15 protein-coding genes are annotated in these 17,976 nt (G+C 73.1%); 8 read left to right on the top strand and 7 right to left on the bottom strand.

The features are described 5' to 3' along the window. The first annotated feature begins 27 nt into the window (after positions 1–27). The 3 genes from LIX60_RS10910 (at position 28) to LIX60_RS10900 (ending at position 2,676) form a co-directional block, all read left to right on the top strand. The gene (locus tag LIX60_RS10910; protein ID WP_227958259.1) at positions 28–480 is read left to right on the top strand and encodes a hypothetical protein; all 453 of its coding nucleotides are present in this window, start codon (positions 28–30) and stop codon (positions 478–480) included. A 112-nt stretch (positions 481–592) separates the two neighbouring features. Beyond that, positions 593–1,855, top strand: a complete 1,263-nt coding sequence (locus LIX60_RS10905; protein WP_227958258.1) for an AAA family ATPase — start codon at positions 593–595, stop codon at positions 1,853–1,855. Further along, entirely contained in the window at positions 1,852–2,676 is an 825-nt protein-coding gene (locus tag LIX60_RS10900) for an HNH endonuclease (RefSeq protein ID WP_227958257.1), read from the top strand. Before LIX60_RS10905 ends, LIX60_RS10900 begins: the two co-directional genes overlap by 4 nt. A gap of 13 nt (positions 2,677–2,689) precedes the next feature. Here the strand turns inward: LIX60_RS10900 and LIX60_RS10895 are convergent, their stop codons facing one another. Together LIX60_RS10895 and LIX60_RS10890 are read right to left on the bottom strand one after the other, a co-directional pair. Further along, positions 2,690–2,914 carry a hypothetical protein gene (locus LIX60_RS10895; RefSeq protein WP_227962710.1) on the bottom strand — a complete coding sequence of 75 codons (225 nt, stop codon included), beginning with the start codon at positions 2,912–2,914 and terminating at the stop codon, positions 2,690–2,692. A 299-nt stretch (positions 2,915–3,213) separates the two neighbouring features. Beyond that, positions 3,214–4,206: an SPFH domain-containing protein gene (locus tag LIX60_RS10890; protein ID WP_374117839.1), complete on the bottom strand. Its 993-nt coding sequence runs from the start codon at positions 4,204–4,206 to the stop codon at positions 3,214–3,216. Positions 4,207–4,434: 228 nt separating this feature from the next. Between LIX60_RS10890 and LIX60_RS10885 the strand changes: the two genes are divergently transcribed. Then, complete coding sequence (locus LIX60_RS10885; protein WP_227958256.1) at positions 4,435–6,672, top strand: transglycosylase domain-containing protein; 2,238 nt, start codon at positions 4,435–4,437, stop codon at positions 6,670–6,672. An 80-nt stretch (positions 6,673–6,752) separates the two neighbouring features. Continuing rightward, positions 6,753–7,217 (top strand): SRPBCC family protein, encoded by a 465-nt coding sequence (locus LIX60_RS10880; RefSeq protein WP_227958255.1) that lies wholly within the window; start codon positions 6,753–6,755, stop codon positions 7,215–7,217. Between the two features lie 95 nt (positions 7,218–7,312). Here LIX60_RS10880 and LIX60_RS10875 read toward each other — a convergent pair whose 3' ends face one another. The 4 genes from LIX60_RS10875 to LIX60_RS10860 all read right to left on the bottom strand — a co-directional run bounded on the left by LIX60_RS10875 (position 7,313) and on the right by LIX60_RS10860 (position 14,283). Further along, the gene (locus LIX60_RS10875; protein ID WP_227958254.1) at positions 7,313–9,823 is read right to left on the bottom strand and encodes an ATP-binding SpoIIE family protein phosphatase; all 2,511 of its coding nucleotides are present in this window, start codon (positions 9,821–9,823) and stop codon (positions 7,313–7,315) included. 46 nt (positions 9,824–9,869) lie between these two features. Next, on the bottom strand, positions 9,870–10,577 hold the full coding sequence (locus tag LIX60_RS10870; RefSeq protein WP_227958253.1) for a bifunctional 2-polyprenyl-6-hydroxyphenol methylase/3-demethylubiquinol 3-O-methyltransferase UbiG: 708 nt from the start codon (positions 10,575–10,577) through the stop codon (positions 9,870–9,872). A 235-nt stretch (positions 10,578–10,812) separates the two neighbouring features. Then, positions 10,813–12,270: an aspartate ammonia-lyase gene (locus LIX60_RS10865; RefSeq protein ID WP_227958252.1), complete on the bottom strand. Its 1,458-nt coding sequence runs from the start codon at positions 12,268–12,270 to the stop codon at positions 10,813–10,815. 339 nt (positions 12,271–12,609) lie between these two features. Beyond that, positions 12,610–14,283, bottom strand: a complete 1,674-nt coding sequence (locus LIX60_RS10860; RefSeq protein WP_227958251.1) for a fumarate hydratase — start codon at positions 14,281–14,283, stop codon at positions 12,610–12,612. Positions 14,284–14,788: 505 nt separating this feature from the next. On the opposite strand from LIX60_RS10860, the gene LIX60_RS10855 reads away from it, so the two are divergent. Next, on the top strand, positions 14,789–15,496 hold the full coding sequence (locus LIX60_RS10855; protein WP_374117970.1) for a DUF1707 domain-containing protein: 708 nt from the start codon (positions 14,789–14,791) through the stop codon (positions 15,494–15,496). Positions 15,497–15,652: 156 nt separating this feature from the next. Further along, positions 15,653–16,027, top strand: coding sequence for a WhiB family transcriptional regulator (locus tag LIX60_RS10850; protein WP_043473664.1), 375 nt, complete (start codon positions 15,653–15,655; stop codon positions 16,025–16,027). Positions 16,028–16,149: 122 nt separating this feature from the next. On the opposite strand, the gene glpX is transcribed toward LIX60_RS10850, so the two are convergent. Further along, complete coding sequence (glpX, locus tag LIX60_RS10845) at positions 16,150–17,184, bottom strand: class II fructose-bisphosphatase (protein WP_019710269.1); 1,035 nt, start codon at positions 17,182–17,184, stop codon at positions 16,150–16,152. Positions 17,185–17,392: 208 nt separating this feature from the next. On the opposite strand from glpX, the gene LIX60_RS10840 reads away from it, so the two are divergent. After that, positions 17,393–17,917 (top strand): DUF4245 domain-containing protein, encoded by a 525-nt coding sequence (locus tag LIX60_RS10840; protein WP_227958249.1) that lies wholly within the window; start codon positions 17,393–17,395, stop codon positions 17,915–17,917. Positions 17,918–17,976: the final 59 nt, after the last annotated feature.

Below are 17,976 nucleotides of genomic sequence, written 5' to 3'. Positions count from 1 at the left end.
ACGGCTCACTCGAAGGGAGTGCGGCCGGTGAAGCAACGCAGGGACGGGCGACGGCACATGGAGATGACGGGCGCGGACAGCCAGGGGCGCCGAGGCGGAGACGGACTGGTCCCGAAGTGGCGTCCGGACCCCTGGGAGGAGGCGGAGGACGCGGCGCAGGCGCTCGCCGAAGCCCTCGACGGGGCCGGGCTGACACTGCCGTCGCTCGGCGTCGACCAATGGCCGGTCATCACCGGCCGCCCGCTGGTCGAACTCGGCCGGGCCCGCCCGGACGTGGTGACGGAACTGGCCGAACTGGTCACCAGGGGGACTCGCTCGGCGATCCCCGGGCGACCGGCCGAGCGGGCGGATCCCCTCGGCCGTCCCGGCGGCAGCGAATCCGGCGAAGCCGAGCACGGCGGACCGGTCCTGCTCAGCCCCGACGATCTCCTGACCGTCGAAGAGAACGACATGGACGCCGGCCGTGCGGCGGAGGGCTGACCACATGACCGTGACGCCACCGCGCGGACATGCTCCCGAACGCTCTCCCGTGGACGCGGACTTCGCCCGCCCAGGGCCTAACCTGGTCCGGTCGGTGAGGCGGGAGGCCGCGATGTACGTGTCCAGGCTGCGAGTTGACGGTGTCCGCGGGTTCCACGGCCAACGCCGGGTCGATCTGGGCTTGGTGCGCCCGGACGGAAGCCACGCAGGCTGGACCGTGCTCGCGGGCCGCAACGGCTCCGGCAAGACCACGCTGCTGCGCGCCCTGGCGATGGCGTTTCTCAACGAGAAGCACGGGTCCTTGACAGGCGGTCCGGAGGCTTGGTCGGCGTCGTCATCGCGGAGTGACCCCCTGATCGCGGTGGACATGGTGGCCGAGGGGTTCCACACGACTTGTCGCATCGGGGCCGGGCAGTCGACGGGCGAACCCGCTCTGAGCTGGTCCTATGAGGTGCACACCCCGATCACACCGTCCTCGGTCCCACATGACTTCTGTGCCGGCTACGGACCGCACCGGCGTCTCACGGGCGGCACGGTCGAAGTGCCCGCATCCGCTGTGTCCGCCCAGCGCGTGGCCACTCTCTTCCAGGAGGGCGCAGCGCTGGGGGAGAGCGTCGCCTGGCTGATCCAGCAGCACCTCAGACGGCTCGAAGGCCGTTCGGGGGCACAGGAGTTGATCGATGCGGTCTTCGCCTTGCTCGGAGACGGTCTGCTGCCCGACGACTACCGCGTCGTGCGGGTGGATTCCGAAGGGCTGTGGGTGCGCCGGGGCGGCCGTGAGTTCCCGCTCCGCGAGATGAGCGACGGATACCGCACGGTCACCGCTGTCGTGGTGGACCTGCTGCGGCACCTCCAGCTCTGCTACGGCGAACTGCCGCTGGACACCTCCGGCGATGTCCCGGCCGTCACGCTCCCGGGGGTCGTCCTCATCGACGAGGTGGACGCGCATCTCCATGTGAGCTGGCAGAAGCGGATCGGCGGCTGGCTCACGGCGCACTTCCCCCGGATCCAGTTCATCGTCACCACCCACAGCCCGTACATCTGCCAGTCGGCCGACCCCGGCGGTCTCATCCGGCTGGCGGGCCCGGACGAGCAGGAGCCGCCGCACACCGTGGACGAGGACCTCTACCGCAGGGTCGTGTACGGCAGCGGTGACGACGCGGTGCTCTCCGATCTGTTCGGGCTGGACAGCCCTTACTCGGACCGGGCCGAGGAACTGCGCCGCAGAGTTGGCGACTTGGAGGGGCTGGTTCTCTCCGGGGAGGCGACGCCCGATCAGGTGGAGGAGTACCAGCAGCTCAGCGAGATCCTGACCAGCTCGGCCGCCGCCCGCGTGGACGAGGTGTCGGCCCGGCTCGCGAGGCGCTGCGGATGATCCCGCTCCGCCGGCCTCCTCTGGAGCAGGAGTTACGCGACCGCTTGTCGCGCCGCGCCGCCGCGCTGAGGGAACGGGTGGCCGGAGCCGCCGAGGCGCGGCAGGAGTGGCGCCGGGCCCGCGCCGTGCGCAGCTCGCTGCTGGAACTGCTGGAAACCGTCGCTCCCGGGATCACCCGGTGCATGTACTGCGGTGACAGCGAAGGGACAGCCATCGACCACTTCGAACCGCTCGCTCGTGCCCCGCTGCGTGCCTTCGACTGGCTCAACCATCTCCTCGCCTGCTCGCACTGCAACAGCAATGAGAAACGCGACCGTTATCCGTGCGGGCCCGACGGTTCCTGTCTGCTGGTGGACCCCTGCCGCGAGGACCCGGCCGATCATCTCCGGCTGATCCTGCCGACCGGCGAGTACCGCCCGCGCACGGAGAAGGGCGCCGAGACGATCCGCACGTTCGGGCTGGACCGGGAGGTGCTGAAGCGGGGCAGGGCCCATGCCTACGTCCGCTGCAAGTCCATGCTCCGCGACTACGACGGACTGTGCCGGAGCGGCGAGAAGTCCGAGGCGGGGGACGTGGCCCGGGCGCTGGGGGTGCATCCGTTCGCTGACGTGCTCTACGCGATGGTCCGGGTCATGCACGAGCCCGGGGCGCCCCTCGTCATGGGGGCGCAGGTGGTCGCGGCACTCCACAGTCTCGTGGACGGCGCAGCCCTTCCGTACCGCGTCACCATCCCGACGGCCCGGCCAGGCGGCGTCACCACGGCCGAGAGGACTGCGGCACCATCGGCCGGTTGCGCGGAAGCTGAGGGAGGCACCGGCTGAGGCGCTCCTCCCGTCACCCCGGTCCGGCGTCCGGAATCTGTTCCGGGCCGACGTCCTCCTGGCCGGACTTCGGCGGCCGGCCCCGTTTCGGGATCGGGCGGACCGTTTTCGGGAGGCGGCCGGCGTCCGAGAGGGCGCGGCGGAGGAGGAACTCGATCTGGGCGTTGGTGGAGCGCAGTTCGGCGGCGGCCCAGGCGGCGAGGGCGTCGTGGACGGCCGGGTCGAGCCGCAGCAGCACCTGTTTGCGCTGCTGCCGCGGCCGTCGCTGAGCGGGTGCCGTGGCCGCCGCGGGGGCGGCCTCTGGGGCGACGGCCTCGGGGGCAGGGCTCGATCGCCCTGTGTTGGCGGAGGCGGAGGCGGTGTCCGGCTCCGGCTCCGGGTCGGTGTCCTCCCCCGGGGCGGTGTCCGTCCGGGGAGCGGTGCCCCGCCCCGGGCCGGTGGCCGGCCCGGGGGGAGTGGTGGGTTCGGCGGGGCCGGGCCCGGGAGGGGGCTGCGGATCGGGTTCGGCCCGGTCGGCGGTCTCGTCCCGGTCCGGGGTCACTGGTACAGGCCGCCCGTGTTGAGGACCGGCTGCGGGGAGCGGTCACCGCAGAGGACCACCATCAGATTGCTGACCATGGCCGCGCGCCGTTCGTCGTCCAGTTCGACGATGCCCTGCTCGCTGATCCGGTTGAGCGCCGCCTCGACCATGCCGACCGCGCCGTCCACGATCTGCCGCCGGGCCGCCACGACCGCGCCCGCCTGCTGCCGCTGGAGCATGGCCGAGGCGATCTCCGGGGCGTAGGCGAGGTGCGTGAAGCGGGACTCGATGATCCGGACCCCCGCGGCCTGGACGCGGGCGGAGAGCTCAACCGCCAGCTTCTCGGTGATCTCCTCGGCGTTTCCCCGGAGCGAGAGCGCCTCCTCGTCGTAGGCGTCGTACGGGTACTCGATGGCGATGTGCCGGACGGCGGCCTCGGTCTGGGTGGAGACGAACTCCAGGAAGTCGTCCACCTCGAAGACCGCCTGCGCGGTGTCCTCGACCTTCCAGACGACGACCGCGGCCAGCTCGACCGGGTTGCCGTAGGCGTCGTTGACCTTGAGGACGGCCGTCTCGTGGTTGCGGACCCGGGTGGAGACCTTCTGCCGCGTGGTGAGCGGGTTGACCCAGCGCAGGCCGTCGGTGCGGATGGTGCCGGTGTAGCGGCCGAAGAGCTGGACGACGCGGGCTTCGCCCGGCGCGACCATGTTGAGCCCCGCCATGGCGAAGATCGAGCCGAGGAAGACCAGCACCCCGAGGATGATCAGACCGACCGCGGCCCCGGTCGAGCCGTCGCTCCCGGCCCCGGCGCCCAGGACGACCAGCCCCGCGCCCGCGAGCAGCCCGATCAGGCCGAGCAGCAGGGCCAGGCCGCCGCCGATGCTGTTGGCGGCGAACTCCCTCACCCGCGGCTTCGGCATCTCCGGCAGGTCGCTGCCGTCGGCGGGTCCGTTCGCCGCTGCCGCCGTGGCCGCGTGGTCGGGCGTGGTGGTGGGTGGAGTCTTCGGCATGGCGGGTCCCCGTCTCGTTCGGTCGGTGCTCGATCGGTGCTCGATCGGCGCCTGCGGTGTTCTAGCAAAGTGATAACACTTTTTTCGACGCGGCGCGAGGCCCGGTGGTTGCCCTCCCGGCGGGTGCTGATTCTCACGGCCCCGGAGGCGAGAACTCCGGGGCCTCCCGTGCGTATAGGGTGTTAGCTTTTGTCGTTTCCCGGGGCATGAGGACTGGAGCTCGGATCTATGGGACGCGCGGACTACCGACGGGCCCAGCAGCAGTGGGCCCGTGAAGAACGGGGCGGGTTCTTCCGCCGGCTCTTCTCGCTGAAGAAGGTGCTGGGCACCTTCGTGCTGCTCGGAGCGCTCGCGGTGGGCTCCTTCTTCGTGCTCTACCTGCTCGTCGACGTACCCGACGGCGGCAACCCGGAGGCGACGGCCCAGAGCAACGCCTTCACCTTCAGTGACGGCGCGCTCATCGCCCGCGAGGGCGACTTCAACCGCGAGCTGGTGCCGATCAGCCGGATCCCCAAGGACACCCAGTACGCGTTCGTGGCCGCCGAGAACAAGAGCTTCTACCAGGACCCCGGCGTCGACGTGAAGGGCCTCACCCGCGCCCTCGTCTCCACCGCGATGGGGAAGAAGCAGGGCGGGTCGACCATCACCCAGCAGTATGTGAAGAACTACTTCCTCAGCCAGGAGCAGACGGTCACCCGCAAGGCCAAGGAACTGATCATCGCGCTCAAGGTCGACCAGCAGCAGTCCAAGGACGAGATACTGGCCGGCTACATGAACACCAGCTACTTCGGGCGCGGCGCCTACGGCATCCAGGCCGCGGCCAAGGCGTACTACGACACCGACGTCGACGACCTCACCGTCGAGCAGAGCGCCTACCTCGCCGCGCTGCTCCAGGCGCCCAGCCAGTACGACCTGGCCGTCGCCAGCCCGAAGGCCCGGCAGCTGGTCACCGACCGCTGGCACTTCGTCCTCGACAACATGGTCGAGATGAAGTGGCTCAGCCCCGTCGAGCGCCGGGAGATGGCCTTCCCCGAGCCCGGGAAGCCCGAGCCCAACCCGGGGCTGGAGGGCCAGGCCGGCTACTTCGTCGAGGCGGCGAAGGCCGAGCTGATCGCCGCGGGCGTGGACGAGCAGGAGCTCGCCGCCCGGGGCTGGACCATCGAACTCAACATCGACAAGAAGAAGCAGCGCGACCTGGAGAAGGCCGTCAAGGCGGCGCTGCTGGACGACCTCGACCCGGAGCAGCGGGAGACCGACGCGCAGGCCCAGCCGGGCGCCGTCTCGGTCGATCCGGAAACGGGGGCGGTGGTCGCGATGTACGGCGGCCGGAGCTACGTCGAGCACTTCATCAACAACGCCACCCGCCAGGACTACCAGCCGGCCTCCACCTTCAAGCCGGTCGTCCTCGCCACGGCCTTCGAGACGGCCGCCGACACCCAGGACGGGCAGCCGATCACGCCGAACACGGTGTACGACGGCACCAGCGAGCGCCCCGTCGAGGGCAGCGACACCCCCTTCGCCCCGCCGAACCAGGGCGATGTGGACTACGGCCCGATCACGGTCCAGCAGGCCATGAACAACTCCGTCAACTCCGTGTTCGCGCAGATGGCGGTGGACGCCGGGCTGGAGCGGACCAAGCAGACCGGCATCGAGCTCGGCATGAAGGGCGACGCGAGCGGCTTCGACGTCAAGCCCGCCATGTCCCTCGGCGTCATGGGCGCCAGCCCGCTGGACATGGCCGCCGTCTACGCCACCCTCGCCAACCACGGTGAGCAGGTCAAACCCCGGCTGGTGAAATCCGCCAAGCGCGGCGACCGCGTGGTCGAACTGCCCGACCCGATCGGCGAGCAGATGATCGAACGGCAGACCGCGGACACCGTCACCTCCGTGCTGCGGGGCGTCGTCAACGACGGCACGGCCAAGGGGATCCGCTCCGACACGCTCAACTTCGCGGGCAAGACCGGCACCTCCGACGACAACAAGTCGGCCTGGTTCGCCGGTTACACCCCCGACCTGGTCACCACCGTCGGCCTCTTCGGCGAGGGCGAGGGCGGCAAGCAGGTCTCCCTCCAGGGGACGGGGGGCGGCGGCCGCGTCAACGGCGGCGGCTATCCGGCCCAGATCTGGGCCGAGTACAACCGGCTCGCCCTGAGCGGCAAGCCCGCGGCCCAGTTCGACCTGGACGTCATGGAGGCGCCCGAGCCGAGTTTCTCGCCCAGCCCCTCGGCGAGCGAGAGCGAGACCCCGGAGTCGTCGGAACCGCCGCAGACCACGGTGCCCGGTCTGCCGGAGACCTCCACCCCGCCGCCGGCCGGCACCCTCCCGCCGCCCGTCACCACCTCTCCGCCGCCGGACACGGCACCGCCCTCCGCCTCCACCCTGCCCGTTCCCCCGGGGGACGGCACGGGCGACGGCGGTGCCCGCACGGCCGCCGGGACGGACACCGGCCCGGGGGACGGCCCGTAGAAGGACCGTGACAACCCCGGCCGTTGAGGGGCGTCCCGGAGGGGGCGCCCCTGCCGCCCGGTCTCGGTACCGTGGGGCGGATGAGGCCCGTCATCGTGTCGACCGACGTCCCGCACCCGCCCGAGCAGGTCTACGACTTCCTCGATGTCATGGCGCACCACGAGCGCTTCACGGATCACTATCTGACCGGCTGGCGCTACAGCGGCCCCGAGCGCGGCACGGGATCGCGCGCCACGGTCACGGCCGCGCTGGGCGGCACCAGGACCGACGTCACCATCGAGGTCGTCGAGGCCGACCCGCCGCGGCGCATCGTCGAACGGAACGTCAGCGCGGCCGGCCGGCGCCTGGCCCACGGCACCTACACCATCGAACCGCTGCCGGCCGGCGGGAGCCGCGTCTCGTTCACCTACGGCTGGGTGCGTGCCCCGCTCGCCGACCGTCTGGCGGCGCCCGTCGTCCGGGCCGCGATGCGGCGCGCCAACCGCACGGTCATGCGGCGCCTGGCCGCCGAGCTGGCCCGCCACGGGCCGGCTGCCGGATCCTGACGGCGAGGAGGTCGACTCTCCTGCTCTTGCGCGGCCCCGGCCCCGGCCCCGTTCCCGCCAACGATGGCAGCGGACGGAACGGGGCCGCGGCCCCGCTAGCCCCCGTTTGTGAAGGGCAGTTCGAACCAGACGACCTTGCCCGTGCTCAGCCGGGTCGCCCCCCACCGCCGCGCCACCTTGTTGACCAGGTACAGCCCGCGCCCGCCCTCGTCCGACGGCCGTGCCTGCCGCAGCCTCGGCAGCTGCGGCACGTCGTCGCCGACCTCGCAGCGCAGCACGTCGGTACGGAGCAGCCGCAGCGTGATGGGGCGTTCGGCGTACCGGACGGCGTTCGTCACGATCTCGCTGACGAGGAGCTCCACCGAATCCGACAGCTCCTCCAGGCCCCACCGGGCCAGCGCCCGCCGGGCCAGCCGGCGCGCCTTGCTGGGCGCCCGCTCCTGCGGATCGAGGAACCAGTACGCCACGTCGCTCGGCGGTATGCCGTCGAACCGGGCCGCGAGCAGGGCGATGTCGTCGTCCCGGTCGCCCGGGCCGAGCATGTCCAGCACCTCGTCGCAGAGCGGCTCCAGCGGCGGCGGGTGGTCCGGGCCGGTCAGCCGCGCCGTCGCCACCAGCTTCTCGCGGAGCTGCTCGATACCCGTCCACACGTCGCGCAGCCGGGACTCGACCAGGCCGTCGGTGTAGAGCAGCAGCGTCGCCCCGGCGGGCGCGTCCAGCTCCACCGCCTCGAAGTCCACCCCGCCCACGCCGATCGGCGCGCCCGGCGGGACGCGCAGCACCTCCGCCCGGCCGCCGAGATGGAGCAGCACCGGCGGCGGATGGCCCGCGTTGGCGACGACGATCCGGTGCGCCACCGGGTCGTACACCGCGTAGATGCAGGTCGCCATCCGGTCGCTGCCCAGCCGCTGGGCCTGCTCGTCGAGGTGGTGCAGCACCTCCTGCGGCGGCAGGTCGAGCTGGGCCAGCGTCTGCGCCGTCGTGCGGAGCTGCCCCATGATCGCGGCCGAGGTCATGGAATGGCCCATGACGTCACCGACGACCAGGGCGACCCGGCTGCCGGGCAGCGGGATCGCGTCGTACCAGTCGCCGCCGACCCGGGCCGTCTCCGCCGCCGGGAGGTAGCGGCTGGCGAGCCGGACGCCCGTGGGCTGGGGGAGCGAGTCCGGGAGCATGGAGCGCTGCAGGGCGTCGGCGATGTACGCCTCGCGCCCGTACAGCACGGCCTTGTCCACACCGAGCGCCGTATGGGTCGCCAGCTGGGCGGCGACCAGCAGATCGTCCGCCTCGAACGCCGGCCGGTCGGTGAGGCGCAGGAACACCGCCGCGCCGATCACCCGGCGGCGACCGCGCAGCGGCGCCAGCACGGCGCGCCGGCCCGGCGGGACGGGATAGTCGGGCCCGAGCAGCTCCGGGACGGCGTCCACGGCCGCCTCGGAGTCGCCGAACACCGGGCGCACGCCCCGCAGCACCTCCGCCAGCGGCCCGCCCGGCGCCACCTCCGCGAGCTTGACGGCGGGCAGCAGCCCGGGGCCGGCCGCGGATCCCGGCGGGCGCACCGGATCCGGCTCCGCCGCGCCCTCGGGACGCCCCTCGCGCTCCTCGCGTCCAGTGCGCTGCGTGCGTTCGGTTCGGTCCGTGTGCTCGCCGGCCGTCGTCCCCCGCTCCGTACCGGAGGCCGTCATACCGCCGGTGGAGCCGCCGCGCCCGGGCGGCAGCCGGTCGCTGCGGCGCAGCCGCAGCACGAACGGGTCCACGGGCCGCTCGTCGCCGACCGGCAGCGGGTCGCGCAGATAGACGAGGATGACGTCGGCGAAGGTCGGCACGGTGGCCCGGCAGAGGCCGAGCACGATCTCGTCGAGGTCGATACCGCGCGCGATCCGGCGGGTGGCGGCGCCGATGAACCGCAGCCGGTCGCCGTCCCGCTGGTGCCGGGCGGCCATCTCGGCCGCGGTCAGCACCACGCCGCCGTCACCGCCCGGACCGCCCGCCGCGTCCGCTCGTTCATGCGTCTCCGTCCGCTGGGCCGGCGGCTGCGGCGCGCTCTCGGGGCCCGCGGCGGCCGGGCGGCGGGACCGGCCGCCGGGCCGGTTGCGCCGGGCCGCCGCCGCCGCGGCCTCGCGGTCGGCGGCGGTGGAGTCCTGCGGCAGGTCGCCCTTGCGGGTCGCCGCCATGCCGACGGCCACGGTGGCACCGCGCGGCCGCCCGCCCCGGGCCGCGTTCGCCGCGGCGTCCCGGCCCTCCTCGCGGCCGGTACGGGCCGCCGCGGTGCCGCGCGCACGGCCGCCCGGCCGGGCCATCGCCGTCCGGGGGTCCTCCGGCTGCTCACCGCCGGACCGCCGCGGTGCCGGGCGGGCACCGCGGCCTTTGTCGTCGGGGTCCGCCTCGGCCGGGGGCGGCTCCGGGTCGCCGTCCGTCCCGTCACCGCGCGGGCGGGGCCGGGAACGCCGCGCGGCGGCCGAAGCGCCGTCGCGGTCGCCCGCGCGGCGGGCCGCCGGGCGGGGCCGGCCCGCGGGCTCCTGGCCCGGGGCAGCGGCGCCTGCCGGGGCGTGCCCGGGCTGGGTGGCGGCCTGGCGGCCGTCGTTGGAGGTCGGGTACTCCGTCACGCGTGGGGTTCCATCCGTCCGGGGCTGGCGTCGGGCGCGCCAGTGGTCAGGCGCTCCGTCGGCACTGCAGGAAGAGTTGGATCTCGGGGGGTACTTCGGTGCTGGCCGGCGCGTACGCGTACGAGTCCTCCCCGGCGATCTCGAAACCCGCTCCGCGCACGACCTGCCGCAACTCGTCCCGTAGATAACCCGATACCCGGATCGGGCTGCCCAGGAACGGAATCACCGCGTCGTCCACATCGGCTTCGACCATCGACAGCACCAGCGGACCGCCGGGCCGCAGCAGGCCGTGCAGCATCCGCAGGGCGTGCGGGATCTCGGCGCGCGGCAGCATCAGCAGGGAGAAGAAGGCGGCGGCGCCGTCGAAGACACCGAGATGACCCGGGCGGCCCGGCCCGAGATCGGCCAGATCGAGCTGGTGGAACTCGGCCTTGGGCACGTTCTCCCGGCAGAGCGCGACCATGGTGGCCGACAGGTCGACGCCCACCACCCGGTGCCCGGCCTCCGCGAGCTGCGCGGCCGTCGGCACTCCGGTGCCGCAGCCGACGTCCAGCACCCGGGAGCCCGGCGGCAGCTCCCCGGCCAGCCAGGCGCCGGCGGCGACCTGGCCCTCCCGGTGCGGAAAGGCCTCGGTGTAGCGGGTGGCGATGGCGTCGAACGCCTCCGCCTGCCCGGAGCGGTCGATGGCGGTCCGGTCGTATCCCTCGTAGCCGTCGGCAGCCGCCGGTGCGCCCTGCCGGCCGTCTCCGCTCATGGTCGTCCCCTCCGGTGGCTCGTGTGACTGACGGTCACTTTCCGTCCGGATGGGCGGAGTTGTGGCCGCGAATCGCCAGGAGGCGATCCTACGTTTCCTGCATGGGGGGTGCTACAAGAGGATCACGCCCCATCACACCAGCGCCCGGCCCGGCAGTCCACCGCTCGCGCCGACATCCCGCGCGGTACGCCGCCCGGGCGGGCCGCCCCGGTGGGCTCCGGCGGGCCGCCGCGCGTCACGGCCGCGTCATCCGCAGCACGTCGAGCGCCTCGTCCAATTGTTCCACCGTCAGCAGCCCGCGCTCCACGTATCCGGAGTCCAGGACCACCTCACGGATGGTGCGCCGCTCGGCCAGGGAGCGCTTGGCGACCTTGGCCGCCTCCTCGTAGCCGATATAGCGGTTGAGCGGGGTGACGACGGAGGGGGAGGACTCCGCGTACTCGCGGGCCCGCTCGGTGTTGGCGGTGATGCCCCGCACGGTGCGGTCCGCGAGCAGGCGGGCGGCCGACGAGAGCAGCCGGACGGACTCCAGCAGATTCTTGCCGATCACCGGCAGCATGACGTTCAGCTCGAAGTTGCCGGACGCGCCCGCCACGGCGACCGTGGTGTCGTTGCCGGTGACCTGCGCGGCCACCATCAGCACCGCCTCCGGGACCACGGGGTTGACCTTCCCCGGCATGATCGACGAACCGGGCTGCAGATCCGGCAGGTTGATCTCGGCCAGCCCGGTGCGCGGGCCGGAGGCCATCCAGCGCAGATCGTTGCAGATCTTGGTGAGGCCGACGGCGATCGTGCGGAGCTGCCCGGAGGTCTCCACCAGGGCGTCCCGGGCGCCCTGCGCCTCGAAGTGGTCCCGGGCCTCGGTCAGCGGCAGCCCCGTGGTGCGGGCCAGCTCGGCGATCACCGCGGCGGGGAAGCCGGGCGGGGTGTTGATGCCGGTGCCCACGGCCGTGCCGCCCAGCGGCAGTTCGGCCAGCCGCGGCAGGGCGGACTCCAGCCGCTCGACGCCGTAGCGGACCTGGGCCGCGTAGCCGCCGAACTCCTGGCCGAGCGTGACCGGCGTGGCGTCCATCAGATGGGTCCGGCCGGACTTCACCACCTCGGCGAACTCGGCCGACTTCTCCTCCAGCGCCGCCGCGAGATGCCCGAGGGCCGGAACGAGGTCGGCGGTCACGGCCGCCGTCGCGGCGATGTGGATCGAGGAGGGGAAGACGTCGTTGGAGGACTGGCCTGCGTTGACGTGGTCGTTGGGGTGGACGGGGGCGCCCCCCAGCCGCTCGCTCGCCAGGGTGGCCAGCACCTCGTTGATGTTCATGTTCGAGGAGGTGCCCGAGCCGGTCTGGAAGACGTCCACCGGGAAGTGCTCGTCCCAGCGGCCCTCGGCCACCTCCCCGGCCGCCTCCGCGATCGCGGCGGCCGTCTTCGGGTCGAGCACGCCCAGCTCGGCGTTGACCTGGGCCGCGGCCCCCTTGATCCGGGCCAGCGCCGCGATGTGCGCCCGCTCCAGCCGCTGCCCGGAGACGGGGAAGTTCTCCACCGCGCGCTGCGTCTGGGCCCGCCACTTGGCGTGCGCGGGGACCCGCACCTCGCCCATCGAGTCGTGCTCGGTGCGGTACCCGCCGCCGCCGGAGGGGCGTCCGCCGCCTGTTCCGCCGTCCGCTCCGCCGCGCGCCGCGTCCTGTGCCTCGGCCATGCCGCGTGCCTCCCTCGCTCGTCCTCGTGTACTCAGCGCCTGCCCGGCCCCCGGTGTCACCAACGGGCCGCACCCCGCCAGTTAATCCGCGGAGGGGCCCGGTGAGGGGAAAGCGGCCGTTCCGCGCGCCGGGGCGGACTCCCGGCGGCGGGCGGCGGTACGGGACGGCGGTAGGGACGGCGGTACGACGGAGCGGCGGTACGGGACGGGCCGGGCGGCGCCGGAGCGCGGGCGGGGTGCCGTATCGCGGTGGTGCCCCCCGGGACGGGCGGCGGGCCCCGCCGTCACACCGCGGGGCCCGCACCTGCTCTGCGTACTCTCCGTACCGCGCGGGAGGCGTTACGCCCCGCGCACCGGGATGCTCGTCACGAACGGCTGCTCCGGCGCCGGATCGGCGAAGAAGTCGTTGCCCTTGTCGTCCACGACGATGAACGCGGGGAAGTCCTCCACCTCGATCTTCCAGACCGCCTCCATGCCCAGCTCCTCGTACTCCAGGACCTCGACCTTCTTGATGCAGTCCTGGGCGAGCCGGGCCGCCGGGCCGCCGATCGAGCCGAGGTAGAAGCCGCCGTGCGCGGCGCAGGCGTCGGTGACCTGCCGTGAGCGGTTGCCCTTGGCGAGCATCACCTTGGAGCCGCCCGCCGCCTGGAACTGCTCGACGTAGGCGTCCATCCGGCCGGCGGTGGTCGGGCCGAAGGAGCCGGAGGCGTAGCCCTCGGGGGTCTTGGCCGGGCCGGCGTAGTAGACCGGGTGGTCCTTGAGGTACTGCGGCATCTCCTCGCCCGCGTCCAGCCGCTCCTTGATCTTGGCGTGCGCGATGTCACGGGCGACGACGAGCGTGCCGGTGAGCGAGAGCCGGGTCTTGACCGGGTGCTTGGTGAGCTCGGCCAGGATCTCGTCCATGGGGCGGCGGAGATCGATCCGCACCGCCTCCAGATCCGGGCCCGCGCCCTCGGTGAGCTGCTCCTCGGTGGTGTCGGGGAGGAAACGCGCCGGGTCGGTCTCCAGCTGCTCCAGGAAGACGCCTTCGGCGGTGATCTTCGCGACGGCCTGGCGGTCGGCGGAGCAGGAGACGGCGATGGCGACCGGGCAGGAGGCGCCGTGCCGCGGGAGGCGCACCACGCGCACGTCGTGGCAGAAGTACTTGCCGCCGAACTGGGCGCCGATGCCGATCTTCTGCGTCAGCTCGAAGACCTTCTCCTCCAGCTCCTTGTCCCGGAAGCCGTGCCCGGTGGGGGAGCCCGAAGCGGGCAGCTCGTCGAGGTAGTGCGCGGAGGCGTACTTGGCGGTCTTCAGGGCGTACTCGGCGGAGGTGCCGCCGACGACGATCGCCAGGTGGTACGGCGGGCAAGCGGCGGTGCCCAGCGAACGGATCTTCTCCTCCAGGAACCTCATCATGCTCTTCTCGTTGAGCACGGCCTTCGTCTCCTGGTAGAGGAAGGACTTGTTCGCGGAGCCGCCGCCCTTGGCCATGAAGAGGAACTTGTAGGCGCCGCCGTCGGTCGCGTACAGCTCGATCTGCGCCGGGAGGTTGGAGCCGGTGTTCTTCTCCTCCCACATGGTCAGCGGAGCCATCTGGGAGTAGCGCAGGTTGAGCTGGGTGTACGCGTCGTAGATGCCGCGGGAGAGCGCCTCCTCGTCCCGCCCGGAGGTGAGGACGTTCTGCCCGCGCTTGCCCATGACGATGGCGGTGCCGGTGTCCTGGCACATCGGCAGCACGCCGGCCGCGGCGATGTTGGCGTTCTTCAGCAGGTCCAGCGCGACGAAGCGGTCGTTGGGGGACGCCTCGGGGTCGTCCAGGATGCGGCGCAGCTGGGCGAGGTGGGCGGGGCGGAGGTAGTGCGAGATGTCGTGCATGGCCTCGGCGGCCAGCTTGCGCAGCGCCTCCGGCTCGACCTTGAGGAACGTACGGCCGTCCGCCTCGACGGTGCTCACACCCTCGGAGGTCACCAGGCGGTACGGCGTGGTGTCCTCACCCAGGGGGAGGAGGTCGGTGTACGCGAACTCGGGCATGGTCGGGGTTCCTCGTCTCGGCGGGCCGGCTGGGGCCCGTCCAGCCTAAGACGCCGCGCGGACAGCGGGCCTGTGAGGTAGGGCTCACCGCGGGGCGGCGGGGCGGTGGGGCGGCGGGGCGGCGGTGGCCGACGGAGAGGGTGGGCGGAAGGGCGGGCGGAAGGGGCCGGCCGCGGTCCCGCGGGAGGCGGTCCGCCGGGCATCCGTCCCCGGGCGTCCAGCCCCGGGCACTAGTCGCGATCTATCGCGTCTGGGTAGGCTGACGGACGTGGATGCCGCATCAGCACGGGGGCCCGCCCCCGACGCGCCCGAACCGCCCGTGGCCCCGGCCGCGCCGGAGCCGCCCGCCGCGCCCGGGCCGGCGCCGGCCCCTCCCGGGCCGCCCGCCGCACCGGACCCCCCGGTGCCGCCCCGGGCGCGGGACGGCGAGGCCGGCCGTCGCGCGGCCGGGCACGGCTCGCCGCGGCCCGGGTGGCGGGAGATGCGCGAGCCGGAGCCCGCCCCTCTGGACCTCCGGAAGAACGGACCGGTCCCGGCGGCCCCGGACACCGCGCCCGCGACCGCCGTCCCGGCACCGTCCCCCGCCGGGATGCGCGCCTCCGACCGGGACCGGGACCGGATCGCGGACATCCTGCGTGAGGCGCTGGCCGAGGGCCGGCTGACCGCGGAGGAGCACTCCGAGCGGATCGACCTGGCCTACCGGGCCCGGACCGTCGGCGAACTGGAGCCGCTGGTCGGCGACTTGCCGGCGCAGAGCGGCCCGGACCGGGGGCCGGACCGCGCCGCGCCGCGCCCCGGTGGAGCGCCGCCCTCGGCGGCCGGCGCGGCCTCGGAGCACCTCGTCGCGGTCTTCGGCGGCTCCACCCGCAAGGGACGCTGGCGGGTGGGTCCGCGCACCACGGCCTTCGCCCTGTTCGGCGGGGTCGAGATCGATCTGACGGAGGCCGTCTTCCAGCAGCAGGAGATCGTCGTCAATGCCGTGGCGATCTTCGGCGGGGTGGAGATCCGGGTGCCGGAGAACGTGACGCTGCGCTGCACGGGCACCGGGATCTTCGGCGGCTTCGACGCCAGGAACCGCGAGGCCGACGACCCCGACGCGCCGATCGTGGTCGTCACCGGCTTCGCCGTCTTCGGCGGGGTCGATGCCCGCCCGAAGCGCGGCAAGCTGCTCAGGGATCTTCGCGATCGCATGCGCCGGGAACCGGGCGGCTGAGCCCGCCCGGATCGGTCCGCCACGGTGTGAATAGGCGCGCGTACAGCGGGTAGGGAGAGTCGAGTCGTCTCTCGTGCGGCATGGGGGTGCAAACGGTCGTGCGAAGGGAGACGGGCAAGGGTGACCCTTTCGCGTAGCTGTCGTCAGGAGTGGACCGTGCTGCATTCGCCGCATCAGCCCCCGCAGGCCGCCGTCGTGCCGTCCCAGCGTGTGACCGCGCGGGACCAGGACGGCCCCTGGCATTCGGAGGCGGTGTGCCGCCGGGACGAGGCAGGACTGTTCTTCGCGCCGTCCAAGGAACCGACGGCCGCGAGGCTGTCGCGCGAGGAGGCCGCGAAGAGAGTCTGCGCGCGCTGCCCGGTGCTGGTCGAATGCCGGGAGCACGCTCTGCTGCAGCCGGAGCCCTACGGCGTGTGGGGCGGCCTCACCGCCGCCGAGCGCCGGGTCGTGCTCGCCCGCCGCCGGCGGCGCGACGCGGAGCTGCAGAAGGCCGCGCGACCGGCGATACCGCACATCGCCGCGGCCGGCTGAAGGCCGGCCGGATACGGCCCCGGCAGAAGGGCCGGTGGAGAGGAGGAACGCCCCCCGCACGGGGCGATCCTCCTCTTCTGCTTGTCCTCCGCCGGCCGCCCCGGAGGGCGGGGGCGGCTCCGTCAGCGGGCCCGGTCGAAGTCCACCGCGCTGTAGGCGCGCAGCTTCTTCAGCCGGTGCGTGGAGTCGATCTGCCGGATGGTGCCCGACTTCGAACGCATCACCAGGGACTGGGTGGTGGCCGTCTCCGCGCGGTACCGCACGCCGCGCAGCAGCTCGCCGTCCGTGATGCCGGTGGCGACGAAGAACACGTTCTCGCCGCTGACCAGGTCGGAGGTGTGGAGCACCCGGTCCAGGTCGTGGCCCGCGTCGAGGGCGCGCTGCCGCTCCTCGTCGTCCTTCGGCCACAGCTTGCCCTGGATGGTGCCGCCGAGGCACTTGATGGCGCAGGCCGCGATGATGCCCTCCGGCGTGCCGCCGATGCCCATCAGCAAGTCGACGCCGGTGCCCTCCCGTACGGCCATGATCGCGCCGGCCACGTCGCCGTCCGAGATGAACTTGATGCGGGCGCCGGTCTCCCGGATCTCCTGGACGATCCCGTCGTGCCGCGGCCGGTCCAGCACGACGACGGTGACGTCCTCGGGCTCGCTCCGCTTGGCCTTGGCGACCCGGCGGATGTTCACCGCGGGCGGGGCGGTGATGTCCACGTAGTCGGCGGCCTCGGGGCCGGTGACCAGCTTGTCCATGTAGAAGACGGCGGACGGGTCGAACATCGTGCCGCGGTCGGCCACGGCCAGCACGGAGACGGCGTTGCTCATGCCCTTGGCGGTGAGCGTCGTGCCGTCGACGGGGTCCACGGCGACGTCGCACTCCGCGCCGGTCCCGTCGCCGACGCGCTCGCCGTTGAACAGCATCGGCGCCTCGTCCTTCTCGCCTTCGCCGATCACGACCACGCCGTTCATGGAGACCGTGTGCACCAGGGTGCGCATGGCCTTGACGGCGGCACCGTCCGCGCCGTTCTTGTCGCCGCGGCCGACCCACCGCCCCGCGGCCATCGCGGCGGCCTCGGTGACCCGGACCAGTTCCAGGGCGAGGTTGCGGTCGGGGTGCTCGGGCTGGACATCAAGAGCGGGCGGTAGATGGTTGTTTTCGGTCATCGGAGCGCACCTTTCTGTACGGCGACGGCCGGATGCTGAGGGTAATGAGACTTTATCCGCTCATTGGCAATCTGAGCAGAGCGCCCCACGTTTGAGCGCATCCCCTGGCTCCGCCCGGTGCCCACGGGGTGCGGTTCCCGGGAGCCGCCGGTCCGCACCCCGGGGGGGCGGGGGCGGACCACCGCGGCGCATGAGGGACCATGGGCGGGTGGCAAGTGGACGTGGCAGGCAGACGGTGCGGGACATGGTGCTGTCGATGACGGTGATCGTGCTCTTCGCTGCCGTCATCTACGTATTCATCCCGCACGACGACTCAAAGGACCCGCTCCAGCGGGTCGACTACTCGATGGAACTGAAGTCGGCCGGCCGCGCGGCTCCGTATCCGCTCGCGGCCCCGCAGGGGCTGCCGGAGACGTGGAAGGCCACCTCGGTGAGGTACCGGGGCGACGGCCGGCACGGCGCCGCCTGGCATCTGGGCTTCCTCGACCCCGACCGGGAGTACGTGGCGGTGGAGCAGAGCGACGGCAAGCCGGAGACGTTCGTGACGAGCGTGAGCCGTGGCGCGGAGCGCACCGACCGGACCCAGCGGATCAACGGCGAGGAGTGGGTGCGCTACGAGGGCGAGCAGTACGACGCCCTGGTGCGCGAGGAGGACGACCACACGACCGTCGTCCTCGGCACCGCCTCGTACGAGCGCCTCACGACGATGGCCGCCGCGCTCAGGACCTCCTGAACCCGGGGGTTCGGGAGGCCCGGAGCGGGCGGCCGGTGACCGTGGCCGGGTCGCGCTGC

Source organism: Streptomyces sp. S07_1.15, assembly GCF_020739505.1.
In the GTDB taxonomy this organism is placed as follows: domain Bacteria; phylum Actinomycetota; class Actinomycetes; order Streptomycetales; family Streptomycetaceae; genus Streptomyces; species Streptomyces xinghaiensis.
This window is presented reverse-complemented; position numbering and strand designations above follow the sequence as displayed.

Excerpts from the sequence above, each read along its gene's own strand:
- LIX60_RS10860 (WP_227958251.1), bottom strand. The coding sequence starts at position 14,283 with ATGCCCGAGTTCGCGTACACCGACCTCCTCCCCCTGGGTGAGGACACC.
- LIX60_RS10885 (WP_227958256.1), top strand. The coding sequence starts at position 4,435 with ATGGGACGCGCGGACTACCGACGGGCCCAGCAGCAGTGGGCCCGTGAA.
- LIX60_RS10880 (WP_227958255.1), top strand. The coding sequence starts at position 6,753 with ATGAGGCCCGTCATCGTGTCGACCGACGTCCCGCACCCGCCCGAGCAG.
- LIX60_RS10900 (WP_227958257.1), top strand. The coding sequence starts at position 1,852 with ATGATCCCGCTCCGCCGGCCTCCTCTGGAGCAGGAGTTACGCGACCGC.
- LIX60_RS10890 (WP_374117839.1), bottom strand. The coding sequence starts at position 4,206 with ATGCCGAAGACTCCACCCACCACCACGCCCGACCACGCGGCCACGGCG.
- LIX60_RS10870 (WP_227958253.1), bottom strand. The coding sequence starts at position 10,577 with ATGAGCGGAGACGGCCGGCAGGGCGCACCGGCGGCTGCCGACGGCTAC.
- LIX60_RS10865 (WP_227958252.1), bottom strand. The coding sequence starts at position 12,270 with ATGGCCGAGGCACAGGACGCGGCGCGCGGCGGAGCGGACGGCGGAACA.
- LIX60_RS10905 (WP_227958258.1), top strand. The coding sequence starts at position 593 with ATGTACGTGTCCAGGCTGCGAGTTGACGGTGTCCGCGGGTTCCACGGC.
- glpX (WP_019710269.1), bottom strand. The coding sequence starts at position 17,184 with ATGACCGAAAACAACCATCTACCGCCCGCTCTTGATGTCCAGCCCGAG.